Raw genomic sequence first — 14,478 nt, 5'->3', positions numbered from 1 at the left:
AATATTTAGCATGCTAGTATGCAAAAAAAGCGTGGGTAAAACAGCCCTGAAAGCGATATTTTCCCCTATATCAACTTTCAGCAAGGAAATAACGCGTGGAATTGCACACTTTTGTGGGCTTAATTGGCGTGTTCTGCTACCTGTTGGCCTATGCTCTGGTGCAGGTAAGAAAACTATTAATAAGCTCAAATACTTATGCCATCCTTAATATTATTGGGGGGGCATGTAGCCTATATTCTCTTAGCCACGATTTCAACCTGGCCGCTTTTGTTTCACAAACGATGTGGTTGCTTTTTACCCTGTTGGGGATGCATAGCTCCAGAAAACGCCGTTATTCTGAGAAAAACACCCCTTATCTTTAAATGGATAAATGCGCATGAATAAGCGGCCTGCCACGACCATAAATACGATATTCTTATTACCCAGCGAATAAGAATATCTTTATATTATGATAGGAATATAGGATCACGCCACATTGACAATCGGTAATAAACGACTTTTCCAGCAGAATACACCACAAAACTCATTCAATGACAGATAACTGCAGCCATTGGATCACGCGGCGAATCACCGGGCGGATAAAGCGATCCTGCGGAATTAATAAATAACACTTTCCCGCAACCGCCAGCTTGCCGACATGCGCAGGCACCAGTTCCCCTCGGTTAAGATGATCCTGCACCAGCCCTTCCCAACCGAGCAAAATGCCATCGCCCTGTAGCGCCGCCTGTACTAAAAATGGGTAATTATTCGCTCGCCACGTGGCCTGCGGGGAAAAACCGGCGACGCCCTGCGCGGCAAACCAATCGCGCCAGCCGGTCCACTCGCGCTGCGGATCGTCTTGTATCAGCAACGTATGCGCCAACAGCTGCTCCGCCGTCTGGCACGCCCCCATGCGGGCAAGATAGTCCGGCGAACACATCGGGTAACAGATTTCATCGAAAAGCGGGATCGCCTGATAATCCGGCGGCGTTTCCCGCAGGTAGTAGATGGCCAAATCAAACTCGGAAGGCTTCAGATGCGCAAAACCGTCGGAAATCTTCATCCTGATTTGCAAACCGGGCATTTGCTGGCGCAAAGCGGATAAACGCCGGGACAACCACAACGATCCCATAGCGCTGGTGCAGGCCAGGGTCACCTGCGGCAGGCCGTTCCACCCCATCACCTCGGCGGTAGCCTGCGACATCTCCGCCAGCTGTTTGCGGATCTGTTCGGCGTAAATTTCTCCGCGCGGCGTCAGTATCACCCGGCGCTGTTCCCGCAAGAACAGTTTGCAGCCCAACATCGCCTCTAACTGAATGATCTGGCGGCTGACCGCGCTTTGGGTCAGGCTAAGCTCGTCGGCGGCCTGCGAGAAACTGCAATAGCGAGCGACACTTTCAAATGCAATCAGGGTGTTCAACGGCGGCAACGGTTCTATCGGCATGAATGTGGCACTCTGGCGGCAAACGATTGGGCAGACATCATGGCGCGAGCCGAACGAGGTTGACAAGCCCCAACGCTCAACATTGTCTAGCTCAGGCGCAGCAGGTAAGGCGGTAGATCCGGCTCGGGCAGGACGGAAAGCACCTTCAGGCGCTGCAAGGTTCGTGTCTGGGCACGATTGAGGTGTTCCTGCAGGCCAAGCGCGGCGGAGTCATACGCCCCCTGCAGCAACAGTTGCAGCACCAGCAGGTGCTCATTGAGCATCGCCGCCTCCACGTTAACCCCGAGCGTGTCATAGAAGATACGCGTGACGATCAGCGGTGATTGGCTTTGGCGCAACATCGCCAGCAGGGTTTTGTTGCCGGCCGGCGCCAGGCAAAGAATATGCAGATCCTCTTCTACCTGTTCCAGCAGCGCCAGGCTAAAACGGCCCTGCTCTAGCTGTTCCAGGCGCGCTAGCGCCGCCAGCAGTTGCTCGCGCGCCACGCCCGGAGCGGCTTTGCGCAGCGCAATTGGCTCCAGGCTGGCGCGAATTTCATAGTGATCGGCGATCTGGCGCGCCGTCAACGGCCCGACCAGCCACTGCGAGTAGGGTTCCTTTTCCACCAGGCCGCGATCGCGCAGCCGCATCAGCGCTTCACGGATAATGCTGCGGCTGACGTTGTAAAACGCCGCGGCGTGCCCTTCATTCACCTGATAATGGCCAAACACCATACAGGTAGAGAGCGCTTCTTGCAGATCGCTAAACACCTTTTCACCGGTGCTGCGCGTATCCACCAGGGCTTCCTGTTGATCCAGCCCCAGCACGGCGCGGTTAAGCGGCAAGCGCTGCGGCTCCACCGTTTGCCCAGCGCCGGCGACCATAAAGCCACGCCCTTCAAACCGGGTTATCAGCCCTTCTTCATGCAGCAGCCCCAGCGCACGGCGCACCGGCACCCGGCTGGTGCCGAAGACCTCCGCCAGCGGCCCTTCCAGCAGCACCAGCCCGGCCGGCACCGCACCACTGCGGATTGCGTCATCCAGCACCTGACGGATCGTCTCATAACGCGCCGCCGCCCGCGTTTCCCCGCCGTTTTTTTCCGCTATGGCTTTTTCCATCCGTTTGTAACCCAGCAACCGTCCTCAGGTGAATGACAGGCATTATGGCACACTCCTGCCGCCAGTTGGCGCGCCCGATACCTTGCCCCCGGATCGCACAACGCTCTCATGCCGCGCACAATAATGGATCGTTAATGCAAACATTCATTTTATCACCATGGGTCGTCAGGTGCCGGCTCACGCTTGGAACAGACAAATCGTCGAATTTTAACGCCATAAATAACATTAGGTTAGCCACTATCCCGGCGCTCAGCGCCATTTTTAGCCCTTTGTTCCGCCGACTTGGCATTTTGCTTGCTTGCATAAAATGTACATTTATATAAAAGATACATTTTAAAGATCATTAAATGAACAATTTTCTGCCGCAGGCGGCGTGAGCAACGATTTTCAACCGGCGGCCACGGCTGCCGATACCCGCGATAACTCGCAAACCAGGAGAAAACACCATGGCTAAAGACATACTGTGTGCATTTGGCGTTGACGTGGATGCCGTCGCCGGCTGGCTGGGCTCTTACGGTGGGGAAGACTCCCCGGATGATATCTCACGCGGCTTGTTTGCCGGGGAAGTGGGCGCCCCGCGCCTGCTGAAGTTGTTTGCCGATCACAATCTGCGCACCACTTGGTTTATCCCAGGGCATTCCATCGAAACCTTCCCGCAACAAATGAAAGCGGTGGCGGAGGCCGGGCACGAAATCGGCGTGCATGGCTACAGCCATGAAAACCCGATCGCCATGACGCCGGTGCAAGAAGAAGCCGTGCTGGATCGCTGTATCGAGTTGGTGACGCAACTGGCCGGCAAACGCCCGACCGGCTACGTCGCCCCGTGGTGGGAATTTAGCAACGTCACCAACGAACTGCTGCTCAAAAAGGGCATCAAGTACGATCACAGCCTGATGCACAACGATTTCCACCCTTATTATGTGCGCGTAGGCGACAGTTGGACACGCATCGACTATAGCCAGCAGCCCGACAGTTGGATGAAACCGCTCCAGCGCGGCGAGGAAACCGATCTGGTCGAGATCCCCGCCAATTGGTACCTGGACGATCTGCCGCCGATGATGTTCATCAAGAAATCCCCCAACAGCCACGGCTTCGTCAACCCGCGCCACCTGGAAGAAATGTGGCGCGATCAGTTCGACTGGGTGTACCGCGAAAATGACTACGCGGTGTTCACCATGACGATCCACCCCGACGTTTCCGGCCGCCCGCAGGTGCTGCTGATGCTGGAACGGCTGATCAAGCACATCCAGAGCCATGAAGGCGTGCGCTTCGTGACCTTCGATGAAATTGCCGATGACTTCCTGCGCCGCAAACCGCGCACGGTCTGAGCCTGATTCACCCTATTGAATGAGTGACAGCAAACATGAACATCTACACAAAAACCACGGTCAACGGCTGGCAACCCCAGCAACTCACCATCAGGGATGTCAAATTCGCCACCTGGATCGCGTTCTTTGCCTGGGTATTCGCCGTCTATGATTTTATTCTGTTCGGCACCCTGCTGCCGGAAATCGGCGCGCATTTCGGCTGGAACGAAGTGGAACAGGCAGAGCTGGCCACCTGGGTCGCGGTGGGCGGTGCGGTGATCGCGCTGGCTATCGGCCCATTGGTCGACAGGCTTGGGCGGCGGCTGGGCATTGTCTTCACCGTCGGCGGCGCCGCCGTATGTTCGTTGCTGACCGCCTTCGGCGGCGGCTGGAGCAAAGGCGCGCTGATCGGCATCCGCTCGGTCGCCGGGCTGGGCTATGCCGAACAGACGGTAAATGCCACTTACCTTACCGAAATGTATGCTGCCATCAACGATCCAAAACTGAACCGCCGCAAAGGCTTTATCTACAGCCTGGTGCAGGGCGGCTGGCCCATTGGCGCGTTGGTCGCTTCAGCATTGACGGCGCTGTTGATGCCGCTCATTGGCTGGCAGGGCAGCTTTATCTTCGCCGCCCTGCCGTCGTTTGTCATCGCGTTGCTAGCGCTGAAGCTGAAAGAAACCCCACAGTTCCAAATCCACCGCCATATCCACCAGTTGCACAAGGCCGGCGAGGCGCAACAGGCCCGGCAGGTCGCCGACGACTACCAGGTGGATTACGACACCCACCAGAACGCCGGCCTGGCCGCCGCGTTCCGTGGGGCATCGCTGCGCGCCACGTTGGTGCTGGGCGGCGCATTTCTTCTCAACTGGTTTGCCATTCAGATCTTCAGCGTGCTGGGCACCACGGTGATCACCAAGGTGCATAACGTCTCGTTCGCCAACTCGCTGCTGATTTTGGTGCTCTCCAATCTGGTGGGCTATTGCGGCTACCTGACGCACGGCTGGCTGGGCGATCGCTTCGGGCGCCGCAACACCATCGCCGTCGGTTGGATGCTCGGCGGGCTGGCGTTTACCGCCATGCTCTATTGCCCAAGCGATTTCACCACCATCGTTGCGCTGTACAGCGTCGGCCTGTTCTTCCTGATCGGCCCTTATGCCGCCGCGCTGTTTTTCATCAGCGAAAGCTTCCCCACCGCCATTCGCGCCACCGCCGGCGCGTTGATCGCCGCGATGGGGCCGGTCGGGGCGATCATTGCCGGCATTGGCGCCACCACCGTACTTGGCGACGGCGGCCACTGGCAAACGGCGGCGCTGCTGTTTGGCGCGATACCCTGTTTTATCTCCGGCATCATTATGCTGTTCGCCCGCCACGTGGCCCCGCACAGCGTGAAATAAACCGCGCCGGGGCAACCCCGGCGCCAGGAGAATCGAGCTTATGACTGAATTCAACGGTTCACCGGTCGCGCTGATCAGCGGCGCGGCCAGCGGCATCGGGCTGGCGCTGGCGCAGGCCTATGCCCGCAACGGCGTACGCGTCGCCGGCGGCTATTATCCGGCCGATCCGCACGATCCGCGCCAGGCGGCCGCGTTGGTTGATGCCGCCGGCGGCGGCGCGCTATGGCTGGAACTTGACGTCACCGCGACGGCGTCGGTAGACGCCTTCGCCCAGCGCGCGCTGGAACATTTCGGCCGGATTGATTACGTGGTGGCCAACGCCGGCCTGCTGTACCGCTCGCCCATCGGCGAAATGAGCGATGCCGAGTGGCACAAAATGCTGGATGTCGATCTTAGCGGGGTGATGCGCCTGTTTCGCGCGGCGGCCAATCGTATGACGGGCCCCGGCAGTATGGTGGCGATTTCGTCGATCGCCGGCGCGTTCTACGGCTGGCAGGAGCACGCGCATTACGCGGCGGCCAAGGCCGGGGTACCCGGCATCTGCCGTTCAATGGCCGTGGAGCTGGCGCCGCGGGGGATTCGCTGCAACGCGGTGATCCCAGGGCTTATCGAAACCCCGCAGTCGCTGGATAAGGTCAATTCGCTGGGGCCAGAAGGGCTGTCGAAGGCGGCGCGCGCTATCCCGTTGGGGCGCGTGGGCCAGCCGCAAGACGTCGCCGGCCTGATTCGTTTCCTCACCAGCGATGACGCGGCCTACATCACCGGGCAAAGCATCATCATTGACGGCGGGCTGACGGTCCGCTGGCCTGATTAACCGCCATCAAGGAGCTACGCTATGTTATTGCAACACCGCCGCGCGCTGGTTACCGGCGCGGCCAGCGGCATCGGCGCCGCCATCGCCAGTGCCTTCGCCGCTGAAGCCGCCGCGCTGGTGCTCAGCGATCGTAACCCTGCCGGGCTTGCGGCAACGGTTGAGCATTGCCGTGCGCTGGGCGCCGCCTGCCACGGCGTGATCGCCGACGTCGCCGAACCGGCGGGCGCGCAAAGGGGCGTTGATGAATGCGTGCGCCTGCTCGGCGGCATCGACATTCTGGTCAATAACGCCGGTATGCTGACGCAGGCGCCCTGCACGGAACTGACGCTGGCCATGTGGGACGAGATGATGGCCGTCGATTTGCGCAGCGTATTTTTGGCCTCGCAGCGTGCGCTGCCGCATATGCTGCAACAGCGTTGGGGGCGCATCATCAATATCGCTTCGCAATTGGGCATCAAGGGCGGCGCTGAACTGTGCCATTACGCCGCCGCCAAAGCGGGGGTGATTGGCTTTACCAAATCGCTGGCGCTGGAAACCGCCGGGCAAAACGTGCTGGTGAACGCCATCGCTCCCGGCCCGATAGAAACCCCGCTGGTCGCCGGCATCAGCAGCGCCTGGAAAAGCGCCAAAGCCCGCGAGCTGCCGCTCGGGCGGTTTGGCCGCGCCGAAGAGGTCGCCCCGGCGGCGCTGCTGTTAGCCAGCGATCCCGGCGGTAATCTGTTTGTCGGCCAGACGCTGGGGCCAAACTCGGGCGACGTGATGCCATGAAGACAGGAGAACAGCAATGTGCGGGCTATGTGGTTTACTTTCTGAAGGGCCGCAGTGGAGCGATCCGCTGCGCCAACAACACCTGCCGCCGCGCCAGCAGCGCCTGCAACAGTTGGCGCTGCTGAACCGCACGCTGGCGCCGTGGCGCCTGACGCTGCGCGATCTGCACGGCAGTGCCTGGCTGTTGGCCAGCCCGACCGGGCAACAGGCCATCGTAACCGGCCTTGAGCAACTGTGGGACGAGGTTGAACGGTTGATCAGGCGCCCGGCCGATCCGCTCGAACCGGGCTATCTGGCGGCGTTATCGGACGGAGGCGCGGATGGCGGCAATGTTTAAGATACCGGTACACGTGCTCAGCGGGTTTCTCGGCAGCGGCAAAACTACCTTGCTGCGCCGTTTGCTGCAGGGCCAGGATCAGCGAGATACCGCCCTGCTGGTAAACGAATTCGGCGCCGTGGGCATCGATCATCTGCTATTGGCCGAAGTGGCGCCGGATACAGTGCTGCTGCCCAGCGGCTGCGTGTGCTGCGCCATGCGCGGCGAGCTGCAACAGGCGTTGTTGGCGTTGTTTGAGCGCCGCCAACGTGGCGAGGTGCCGGCGTTCAGCCAGGTGATCCTGGAAACCACCGGGTTGGCAGATCCGGCGCCGATCTTCGCCACCCTGCTGCACGATCGCCAGCTCCAGCACCATTTCCGCCAGGGCGCGATGATTACCCTGGTCGACAGCGAACACGCCTGGCAGCAAGCGCAGCATCAGCCGGAATGGCTGGAACAGGTCACCGCGGCCGATTGGCTGCTGCTCAGCAAAACCGATCGGGTGGCGGCCGGCGCGCTCGCGCCGCTACAGGATTACCTGCAACGGCTGAATCCGCTGGCGCATATCGCCCCGACCAGCGCCCTGGCGGATGGCGATCTTAGCCTGTTCAGCGGCGAGCCGGACACGCACGCTTTCCAGCGCCTGCGCCCGTTACCCACCGCCACGCCGCAGCCCGACGGCGTGCGACACCCGGCGACGCAAACCTGCACGATCGAATTTGATCGGCAGATCAACTGGTCGGCTTTCGCCGTTTGGCTTTCAATGCTATTACATTGCCACGGGCAATCAATATTGCGCATCAAAGGGATATTGAAGGTGGCGGAAAGCGCCACGCCGGTGGTGATCCAGGGCGTGCAGCACAGCCTGCACCCACCGCTGCACCTCACCGCCTGGCCGCCAGGCGCGCAGCGTTCGCAAGTGGTGTTGATTATGCGTGGCATTGACCCCGCGCGGGTGCAAGATGCCTTTCACCGTTTTATGCTGTCGGTTGCTGCAACCACGCCGGTGGCTCCACCGCTTACGGAGACCTAACCGCATGCCCCGCTCCTCCATCGCCAGCGCGCCAGCCACCTTGCGGGTGCTGGGCACCTCGGTCACCCTGTTGGAAATTTTGCGTCAACGCGCCGAGCAAGATCTGGGCCTGCACATCGAATACCAGATCCATGATGTACAGGACGCGCAGCGCATCGCCGTGATGCACCCCGAGCGCTACGATCTTTACGATCAATGGTTCCACAATGTGGATTTCGTCTGGCCGGCCCGGGCGGTTCAGCCGCTGGATATCAACCGCCTGCGTTACTGGGATGAAATCAACGATCTGCCCAAACGGGGTACCCTGTTCCCCGGCGGCCGGCTGGGCGACGGCAGCGTGCCGGTCAAGCGGCTCTATGTGCAGCACGATCACAGCCTCGGTAGCACGCCCACCGAGCGGATCAGCATGCTACCGCTGACCCACAACGCCGACAGCTTCGCCTACCATCGGGATCGGCTACCCAGGATCCTGCGGGATGAAGAAGAGAGCTGGGGCTGGCTGCTGCACCCGGCGTTCAGCGGCCAGGTGGCGTTGCAGAACGACGCGGCGATGGGCGGGCTGGATGCCGCGCTGGCGGCGCAGGGCGCAGGGCTGGCGCGTTTTGCCAACATCGGCAATCTAAGCCTGGAAGAGATCGACCGCCTGACAAGCGTGTTGTCCGAACTGCACCGCCACGGGCATTTCGCCGCGTTCTGGGCCAGCCAGGACGAAGCCTGCCGGCTGATTGACGACCGGCGCGTCGGGATCCAAAGCCTGTGGGCGCCCACCTATTTTCGTCACCATTTCCAGCAGCGCGGCTATACGCTGGCGACGCCGCGTGAGGGCTACCGCGCCTGGTACGGCGGGCTGTCGATCTCGCGCTGCGCCAGCGGCCGCGTGCTGGACGCCGCCTATGATTACCTCAACTGGTGGCAATCCGGCTGGCCGGGGGCAGTGATGGCCAAACAGGGCTACTACATCTCTAACCCGCAGCGCAGCCGCCCCTACCTATCCCGCGCAGAGTGGGATTATTGGTACGCCGGCAAACCGGCCAGCGAAGATTTGCCGGATGCCTATGGCAATGGTTTGATCCCTCACGGCGAGCAGCGCGACGGCGGCAGTTACGAACAGCGGATGAGCCATATTGCGGTGTGGAATTCGGTGATGGACGAACATAACTATCTGGTGCGGCGCTGGCATGATTTTCTGCGCGCCTGAAGGCCCAGGCGCGGCTGTTATTCGCCGGCCGCCATCGCCGGTTGGATGAACAGTTCGTTACTGCCCACTTTTTCAAAAATATCGCTGCTGATGGCGCTGGTCGGCGACAGGTTTTTAACCGCAATATTATTGAGCTTCATCTGGTGGCTGGCATGTGTGAAAGCCGGGATAATCAAATCATCCACTTTATCGGCCAGAAATGTCGGCAGCTTATTGGCGGCGGTTTCATAAAAGCGCGGCAGGTGGAAATTGTTCATATCCAGGCCGGCGATCAGCAATTGTTCAAACCCGAGGTAAGAAATAATCTGGAATGCCCAATACACCACGGTGCCGGCGTCGAAAATACCGCTGCGAATATCATGGTTAAACGCGATGGCGGGATTTTCCGGGCAAAAACTGACGCTGGCGGCATGGCAATAATGCGGGCGCAGCGCCTGGGTAGGAATTCGCGGTTGATAGGTTTTGTAGGCGGCGTCTTCAATAACGGCGAAGCGGCATTTCACATTGGCTAATGTGGCTTTATCAATGATTTTGGCGACGCCTTGCACGGTGGTGAACAATAAAATATTTTCGTCGCGGATAATACCTTCCACAATATCCGGCCGGCGGTCAATAAACCCCATATCGACAATCACGTAGAAACGGAAATCTACCTCGTTATGCAAGAAATAGGCGCCGTTCACGCCAATCGCCGGCATCGGCGGCAAGGCGTCGAATTGCATACTGTTGATTGAAGGCCCAGTGGCGGTCAACAGCACGTCGCCGTGGCAACTGCCCTTCAGCATCGCCAGATCGGCTATCGGTACCGGCTGTTTTTTATAACGCAGTGCAATGATTTCCCCACTGGCGGCGCGCTCAATCTTTACATGGGGCCAGAGATTCTCATTATGGCGATAGGGACGTGGATGAGAATAACGGTATATCTGTTTAAAAAACGATCCCATAAGGCCAATTTCCTGTTATCGCTACGATCTATCACCGCACCTGGCTGGATTTATTTGAATTATTTTCACGCTATGGCCGGAAATGACGCCCCCGAAAACCGGGAGTATCGCTACCACACCGCTGCGCCACCGGGCTGCATATTGCTGTAGGCCAAGTATTAAGGGATTTGGTGATCGAGGCAATTTAGTGAACTTGAATTCTTTAGCAGGTTAACAATAAGAGATGTAATAAAATATTACGCAAGCATTTGTTTTGTGATCAACCTCGAAACTTGGTCGATTATTTCACCGCACGGCCTGGGCGCTATAGCAAAAACCCCGCAGGAATGCGGGGTTTCTGTGCCTGCGGATTACACCTGTGGGCTACTGCCAATTTGCCAGATGAACGTCGGCTCGCTGCCGTTGATCTCCCAGGCGCCGACGTTGCGCGCCTTGTAGATCACCGGGTTGTGTGACGACAGCGTGCGGGCATTGCGCCAATGGCGATCCAGCGCCTTGCTTACCCGGGTGTCGGAAGCCCCCAGCGCATTAAATAGCTCACTGGCGGCGCGCTGCACCCATTCGCTGGCGATCACCTGCGCCTTGGCGGCATCCACTTCAGCGGCAATATTCTCTGCCTGTATCTGCGCCTCATCCTGCGATACATGCGCCTCATAGGCGCGCTGCAAAGATGCCGTCGCCTTCAGCACCGTGGCCTCCACCGCATAGGCCCAGGAAGCAATCTGCCCCACCACCTGCTGGATCTGCACATCGTCTTTCACCAGCGTGGCATTGCCGTGGCTGTAGATACGCCGCCGGTTGCGCACGCCTGCGGCGGCGTCACGCTGCACCGCGCGGCCAACGCCGGCTAAACTGGCCAGCAAAACGTGCTGATAAAACGCCGTCTGATATCGGAAACGATCGGCAAAGTCATACAGGTGTTCCGCTTCCACATGGGCATTGTTAAAGCGCGTGGTGCCGCTGCCGGTGGTGCGCTGGCCGAAGCCATCCCAGTCGTCGTCACGTGCTACCGCATCCTGGTTGACATTCACGATGGCGATCACGGCGCCGCCGTTGTCGCTGCGTTCGGCATACACATCAATCCAGTCGCTGAACAGGCTGCCGGTGCTGTAAAACTTCTCGCCGTTCAGCCGCCAGGCGCCGTCGTGCGGCGTAACCTTGGTGATCACCTGGCCAAGCTGCACCGCGCCGATTTCTGTCCAACCGCTGCCGACCAACTCGCCATCCAGAAAGCGGCTGAACCAGCGATCGCGCTGCGGGCTATCCGGCTGATTAAGCCGGTCTTCCACAAAGGCAAAGTGCGCACGCAGCGCCTGCGGCAGATTGGAATCGGCTTCGGCCAACTCCGTCAGCAATTCAAACAACTGCGGCAGCGAAGCGCCATATCCGCCTTTTTCCCGCGGAATGCGCAAGGTGCCAAAGCCCGCCTCTTTCAGCCAGCGTATCGGTTCATACGGCAGCGTGCGCGTCAGTTCGCGCTCCAACGCACCGGCGGCGATGCGGGCAAAAATCGGGCGGAAGCGCTGCGCCAGTTGGGCATAATCGGCGCCGGTCGATAACAGATGTTGGCTCATGGCAAATTCCTCACAGTGACGTGTCCGCGGCGGTTTGTTCACCCCGGTCATCAATATCATTACGGGTGGGTTCAAAACGGATCGCCAGCAAAAAGACGATCGGGATGAACGCCGCCAGCGAAACAATCCAGAACATATCGGTGCCGAAACGCGCCTGCAGAATAGGCAGGATGAACAGCGCCAGCGCGCTGCCGATGCCGGACAGCGAGCGGCCGAAGCCCACCCCGGTGGCGCGAATCGATGTTGGATAAGAGAGCGCCGGGTAAATCATCATTTGCGCGCCCGGGCCGAAGCCTTCGGCAAACAGCCACAGGCCCAGCATCAGCAGCGCCAGCCCGATGCCGAGCGCCGCGTGCGGTTGGCCGATTAATGCCAGCGCAATCAGCGCGATGAACTGCAGGGCAAAACCGGCGATCGCCACGTGGCGCGAAGGGTATTTCCACGCCAGGCGCATGCCGAGCAGGCCGCCGGTAAAGGCGAACAGCACGTTCAGGCCAAGCGAAGCGGAGATGGTTTCAAACACGCCGGCGCCGAGGAACTGCGCCAGGATCGACGGCAGGAAAAACGCGATCGCGGTGTATTCAAACGAGATACAGACGTTCATCACGCTAGCCACTATCGTGCGCTCGCGATACGGCTTTTGAAACAGCACCCGGAAGCTGACTTTAGGTGGCTGCGGTTTTTCCCGGCCGGCGGCGCTGGGCTCTTCATGGGCATCAATGCCGTACGATTCACGCAGAATGCGCGCCGCACCTTTGAAATCGCCCTGATTGGCGGCCCACAGCGGCGATTCGTTCATAAAGCGCCGGCGCACCATGATAATCAGCAGTGCCGGCACCGCGCCGAACAAGAGTGACGCACGCCAGAGCCAATCGATATGCTGCGCGGGCAACAAAAAGTAGAGCGCAAAGATAATCAGGAAGCACACCGAAGAAGCCGCGTACCACATCGGGCACCAGGCGGCCAGCCGCGCCGCCTTGTTGCCCTGGCCGGTAAACTTGGAAAACTCCGCCAGGTAGGCCATGGCGACCGGCAGATCGATCCCCACCCCGATCCCCATCAGGAAGCGAGCGCCGATCAGCACCCAAACGTTGGGCGCCAACCCGGCGGCAATCGCCGACACCACGAAAAACAGCATATCCGCCATAAAGACCTGATAGCGGCCGTACTTATCGGTCAGCCAGCCGCCGACCAGGTTACCGATGATGGTTCCCACCATAATCGAAGACGTCACCACGCCGGTCAACAGCGGGCTAAGGCTGAACTCGCGCACCACGTCATCAATGCCGTAAGACAGCGTGGTCAGGTCATAGGCGTCAAGAAAAACGCCGCCCAACGCCAGCAGAACAATCATACGCGCGTGGCTGTTCTTATCACTGCGTTGATTGATTAAGCGCGCCACATCGCTCACCGAACCAATCGGTGTAGACAGCGGCGCTGCCGTATCGATATTCAACGTACTCATAACGACCTCTAATTATTTTGTGCAGGTGTTCTTGTTATAGAACCAACCCGCGCGCTGCACAAACAACAAAAATCGCTATAAAAATATTAAATATCAATAAGTTAATTAAAAAAATACCACGTAACGCAAGCACCGGGTTAACCTGGGTTAATCCGGTGCTGTTAGCCACATTGATTGGGCCGGCCAAACGCTTTCAGGTGCAGCGCCGTGGCCGCCGGCGGCGCTCACGCACGCTGGCGTGACACCACCTGGGTGAATACAGGGTTACTCCGCCGATACCGGTACCAAAACCCCTTTCACCAACGGATCGTCCGTTTGTTGCAAGTATTGCTGCACGCGCGGATCGGCAAAGGCCTGCTGCAGTTTCTTGATGTTGGCGTCTTCCAGGTACGGCGTGCCAATCACCAACTGCGAGGCGAAGGTCTTCGGCGCCGGTGGGAACAAAATCCCCTTCTCGCGCGGCACCTTGCCCGCGTCAAACTGCGAAACATAACCAATGGCGGCATCCACCGAATTCAGCGCACGCGGCATCGTCAGCAGATCCAGCTCTTTAAAGTTGAAGTTGCGCTTATTGACGGTGATGTCTTTCAGCTTGGCGGTGCGGGGTTCGATGGTAGGATCCAGCCCAATCAGCCCAATACGCTGCAGCAGCCACAGCGCCTGGCCCTGGTTGGCGCCGTCGTTCGGCACCACAATTTCGGCGCCATCGGGCAGCGCGTCTACCGAAGGGTAACGATCCGAATAAATGCCGAACGCCCATTGGAACACCGGCTGCGTTGGCGTCAATTTGAAGCCGTTGGCATCCACCACCTGTTTCAGCCACCACTGGTGTTGGTAAAGGGTAGCGGCATATTGCCCTTGCGCCACCGCCCGGTCCGCCTGCACCGGGTCTTGCAAGCCAACCGCTTCCAGCTTGATGCCGTAATCCGGTGCAATATGCTCGCCGACGTATTGAATCACGCGCTGTTCCCCGGCCATCGCCGGTTCATAATGTACCTTCAGCGTAGTGCCGAACTGCACCGCCTGGTTCTTGCCGGCGGTGAAGTGCCACACTGCCGCCGCCGCAATCAGCAGTACCACAATCGCCAGCGGCAACGGCCAGCGCTTTTTCTTCCGAATCTCAAACTCGTGATTTGACATAG

14 protein-coding genes are annotated in these 14,478 nt (G+C 59.3%); 8 read left to right on the top strand and 6 right to left on the bottom strand.

Annotation, left to right across the window (positions count from 1 at the left end):
• Nucleotides 1–95: 95 nt before the first annotated feature.
• Nucleotides 96–362, top strand: a complete 267-nt coding sequence (locus ABFX35_RS06290; RefSeq protein WP_121554393.1) for a CBU_0592 family membrane protein — start codon at nucleotides 96–98, stop codon at nucleotides 360–362.
• Between the two features lie 161 nt (nucleotides 363–523).
• Here ABFX35_RS06290 and ABFX35_RS06285 read toward each other — a convergent pair whose 3' ends face one another.
• Together ABFX35_RS06285 and ABFX35_RS06280 are read right to left on the bottom strand one after the other, a co-directional pair.
• Complete coding sequence (locus ABFX35_RS06285) at nucleotides 524–1,423, bottom strand: LysR substrate-binding domain-containing protein (RefSeq protein WP_279028796.1); 900 nt, start codon at nucleotides 1,421–1,423, stop codon at nucleotides 524–526.
• A gap of 86 nt (nucleotides 1,424–1,509) precedes the next feature.
• Nucleotides 1,510–2,520 (bottom strand): GntR family transcriptional regulator, encoded by a 1,011-nt coding sequence (locus tag ABFX35_RS06280; protein ID WP_346079888.1) that lies wholly within the window; start codon nucleotides 2,518–2,520, stop codon nucleotides 1,510–1,512.
• Nucleotides 2,521–2,966: 446 nt separating this feature from the next.
• On the opposite strand from ABFX35_RS06280, the gene ABFX35_RS06275 reads away from it, so the two are divergent.
• From ABFX35_RS06275 to ABFX35_RS06245, 7 genes are read left to right on the top strand one after another with little or no spacing between them, the layout of a single operon-like run.
• Nucleotides 2,967–3,848, top strand: a complete 882-nt coding sequence (locus ABFX35_RS06275) for a polysaccharide deacetylase family protein (protein ID WP_095844703.1) — start codon at nucleotides 2,967–2,969, stop codon at nucleotides 3,846–3,848.
• Nucleotides 3,849–3,883: 35 nt separating this feature from the next.
• Entirely contained in the window at nucleotides 3,884–5,224 is a 1,341-nt protein-coding gene (locus ABFX35_RS06270; RefSeq protein WP_346079886.1) for an MFS transporter, read from the top strand.
• A 40-nt stretch (nucleotides 5,225–5,264) separates the two neighbouring features.
• Nucleotides 5,265–6,038: an SDR family NAD(P)-dependent oxidoreductase gene (locus ABFX35_RS06265; RefSeq protein WP_346079884.1), complete on the top strand. Its 774-nt coding sequence runs from the start codon at nucleotides 5,265–5,267 to the stop codon at nucleotides 6,036–6,038.
• Between the two features lie 21 nt (nucleotides 6,039–6,059).
• On the top strand, nucleotides 6,060–6,806 hold the full coding sequence (locus tag ABFX35_RS06260; RefSeq protein WP_346079882.1) for an SDR family NAD(P)-dependent oxidoreductase: 747 nt from the start codon (nucleotides 6,060–6,062) through the stop codon (nucleotides 6,804–6,806).
• Nucleotides 6,807–6,822: 16 nt separating this feature from the next.
• Entirely contained in the window at nucleotides 6,823–7,143 is a 321-nt protein-coding gene (locus tag ABFX35_RS06255; RefSeq protein WP_346079880.1) for a hypothetical protein, read from the top strand.
• Nucleotides 7,127–8,155, top strand: a complete 1,029-nt coding sequence (locus ABFX35_RS06250) for a CobW family GTP-binding protein (protein ID WP_346079878.1) — start codon at nucleotides 7,127–7,129, stop codon at nucleotides 8,153–8,155. Before ABFX35_RS06255 ends, ABFX35_RS06250 begins: the two co-directional genes overlap by 17 nt.
• 4 nt (nucleotides 8,156–8,159) lie before the next feature.
• Nucleotides 8,160–9,353, top strand: a complete 1,194-nt coding sequence (locus tag ABFX35_RS06245; RefSeq protein WP_346079876.1) for an ABC transporter substrate-binding protein — start codon at nucleotides 8,160–8,162, stop codon at nucleotides 9,351–9,353.
• Between the two features lie 17 nt (nucleotides 9,354–9,370).
• Here the strand turns inward: ABFX35_RS06245 and ABFX35_RS06240 are convergent, their stop codons facing one another.
• The 4 genes from ABFX35_RS06240 to ABFX35_RS06225 all read right to left on the bottom strand — a co-directional run bounded on the left by ABFX35_RS06240 (nucleotide 9,371) and on the right by ABFX35_RS06225 (nucleotide 14,476).
• Nucleotides 9,371–10,297, bottom strand: coding sequence for a sugar glycosyltransferase (locus tag ABFX35_RS06240; protein ID WP_279028574.1), 927 nt, complete (start codon nucleotides 10,295–10,297; stop codon nucleotides 9,371–9,373).
• Nucleotides 10,298–10,647: 350 nt separating this feature from the next.
• A complete protein-coding gene (locus tag ABFX35_RS06235; RefSeq protein ID WP_346079874.1) occupies nucleotides 10,648–11,871 on the bottom strand; it encodes an acyl-CoA dehydrogenase family protein in 1,224 nt (407 codons plus the stop codon).
• A 10-nt stretch (nucleotides 11,872–11,881) separates the two neighbouring features.
• Nucleotides 11,882–13,336 carry an MFS transporter gene (locus ABFX35_RS06230; RefSeq protein ID WP_095844712.1) on the bottom strand — a complete coding sequence of 485 codons (1,455 nt, stop codon included), beginning with the start codon at nucleotides 13,334–13,336 and terminating at the stop codon, nucleotides 11,882–11,884.
• A gap of 264 nt (nucleotides 13,337–13,600) precedes the next feature.
• A complete protein-coding gene (locus ABFX35_RS06225) occupies nucleotides 13,601–14,476 on the bottom strand; it encodes a MetQ/NlpA family ABC transporter substrate-binding protein (protein WP_346079871.1) in 876 nt (291 codons plus the stop codon).
• Nucleotides 14,477–14,478: the final 2 nt, after the last annotated feature.

This window comes from Gibbsiella dentisursi (assembly GCF_039539505.1).
GTDB classification, from domain to species: Bacteria; Pseudomonadota; Gammaproteobacteria; order Enterobacterales; family Enterobacteriaceae; genus Gibbsiella; species Gibbsiella quercinecans.
This window is presented reverse-complemented; position numbering and strand designations above follow the sequence as displayed.

Bases quoted from the DNA above. Each gene is read 5' to 3' on its own strand.
- ABFX35_RS06285 (WP_279028796.1), bottom strand. From the start codon at position 1,423: ATGCCGATAGAACCGTTGCCGCCGTTGAACACCCTGATTGCATTTGAA.
- ABFX35_RS06280 (WP_346079888.1), bottom strand. From the start codon at position 2,520: ATGGAAAAAGCCATAGCGGAAAAAAACGGCGGGGAAACGCGGGCGGCG.
- ABFX35_RS06275 (WP_095844703.1), top strand. From the start codon at position 2,967: ATGGCTAAAGACATACTGTGTGCATTTGGCGTTGACGTGGATGCCGTC.
- ABFX35_RS06270 (WP_346079886.1), top strand. From the start codon at position 3,884: ATGAACATCTACACAAAAACCACGGTCAACGGCTGGCAACCCCAGCAA.
- ABFX35_RS06265 (WP_346079884.1), top strand. From the start codon at position 5,265: ATGACTGAATTCAACGGTTCACCGGTCGCGCTGATCAGCGGCGCGGCC.
- ABFX35_RS06260 (WP_346079882.1), top strand. From the start codon at position 6,060: ATGTTATTGCAACACCGCCGCGCGCTGGTTACCGGCGCGGCCAGCGGC.
- ABFX35_RS06255 (WP_346079880.1), top strand. From the start codon at position 6,823: ATGTGCGGGCTATGTGGTTTACTTTCTGAAGGGCCGCAGTGGAGCGAT.
- ABFX35_RS06250 (WP_346079878.1), top strand. From the start codon at position 7,127: ATGGCGGCAATGTTTAAGATACCGGTACACGTGCTCAGCGGGTTTCTC.
- ABFX35_RS06245 (WP_346079876.1), top strand. From the start codon at position 8,160: ATGCCCCGCTCCTCCATCGCCAGCGCGCCAGCCACCTTGCGGGTGCTG.
- ABFX35_RS06240 (WP_279028574.1), bottom strand. From the start codon at position 10,297: ATGGGATCGTTTTTTAAACAGATATACCGTTATTCTCATCCACGTCCC.
- ABFX35_RS06235 (WP_346079874.1), bottom strand. From the start codon at position 11,871: ATGAGCCAACATCTGTTATCGACCGGCGCCGATTATGCCCAACTGGCG.
- ABFX35_RS06230 (WP_095844712.1), bottom strand. From the start codon at position 13,336: ATGAGTACGTTGAATATCGATACGGCAGCGCCGCTGTCTACACCGATT.
- ABFX35_RS06225 (WP_346079871.1), bottom strand. From the start codon at position 14,476: ATGTCAAATCACGAGTTTGAGATTCGGAAGAAAAAGCGCTGGCCGTTG.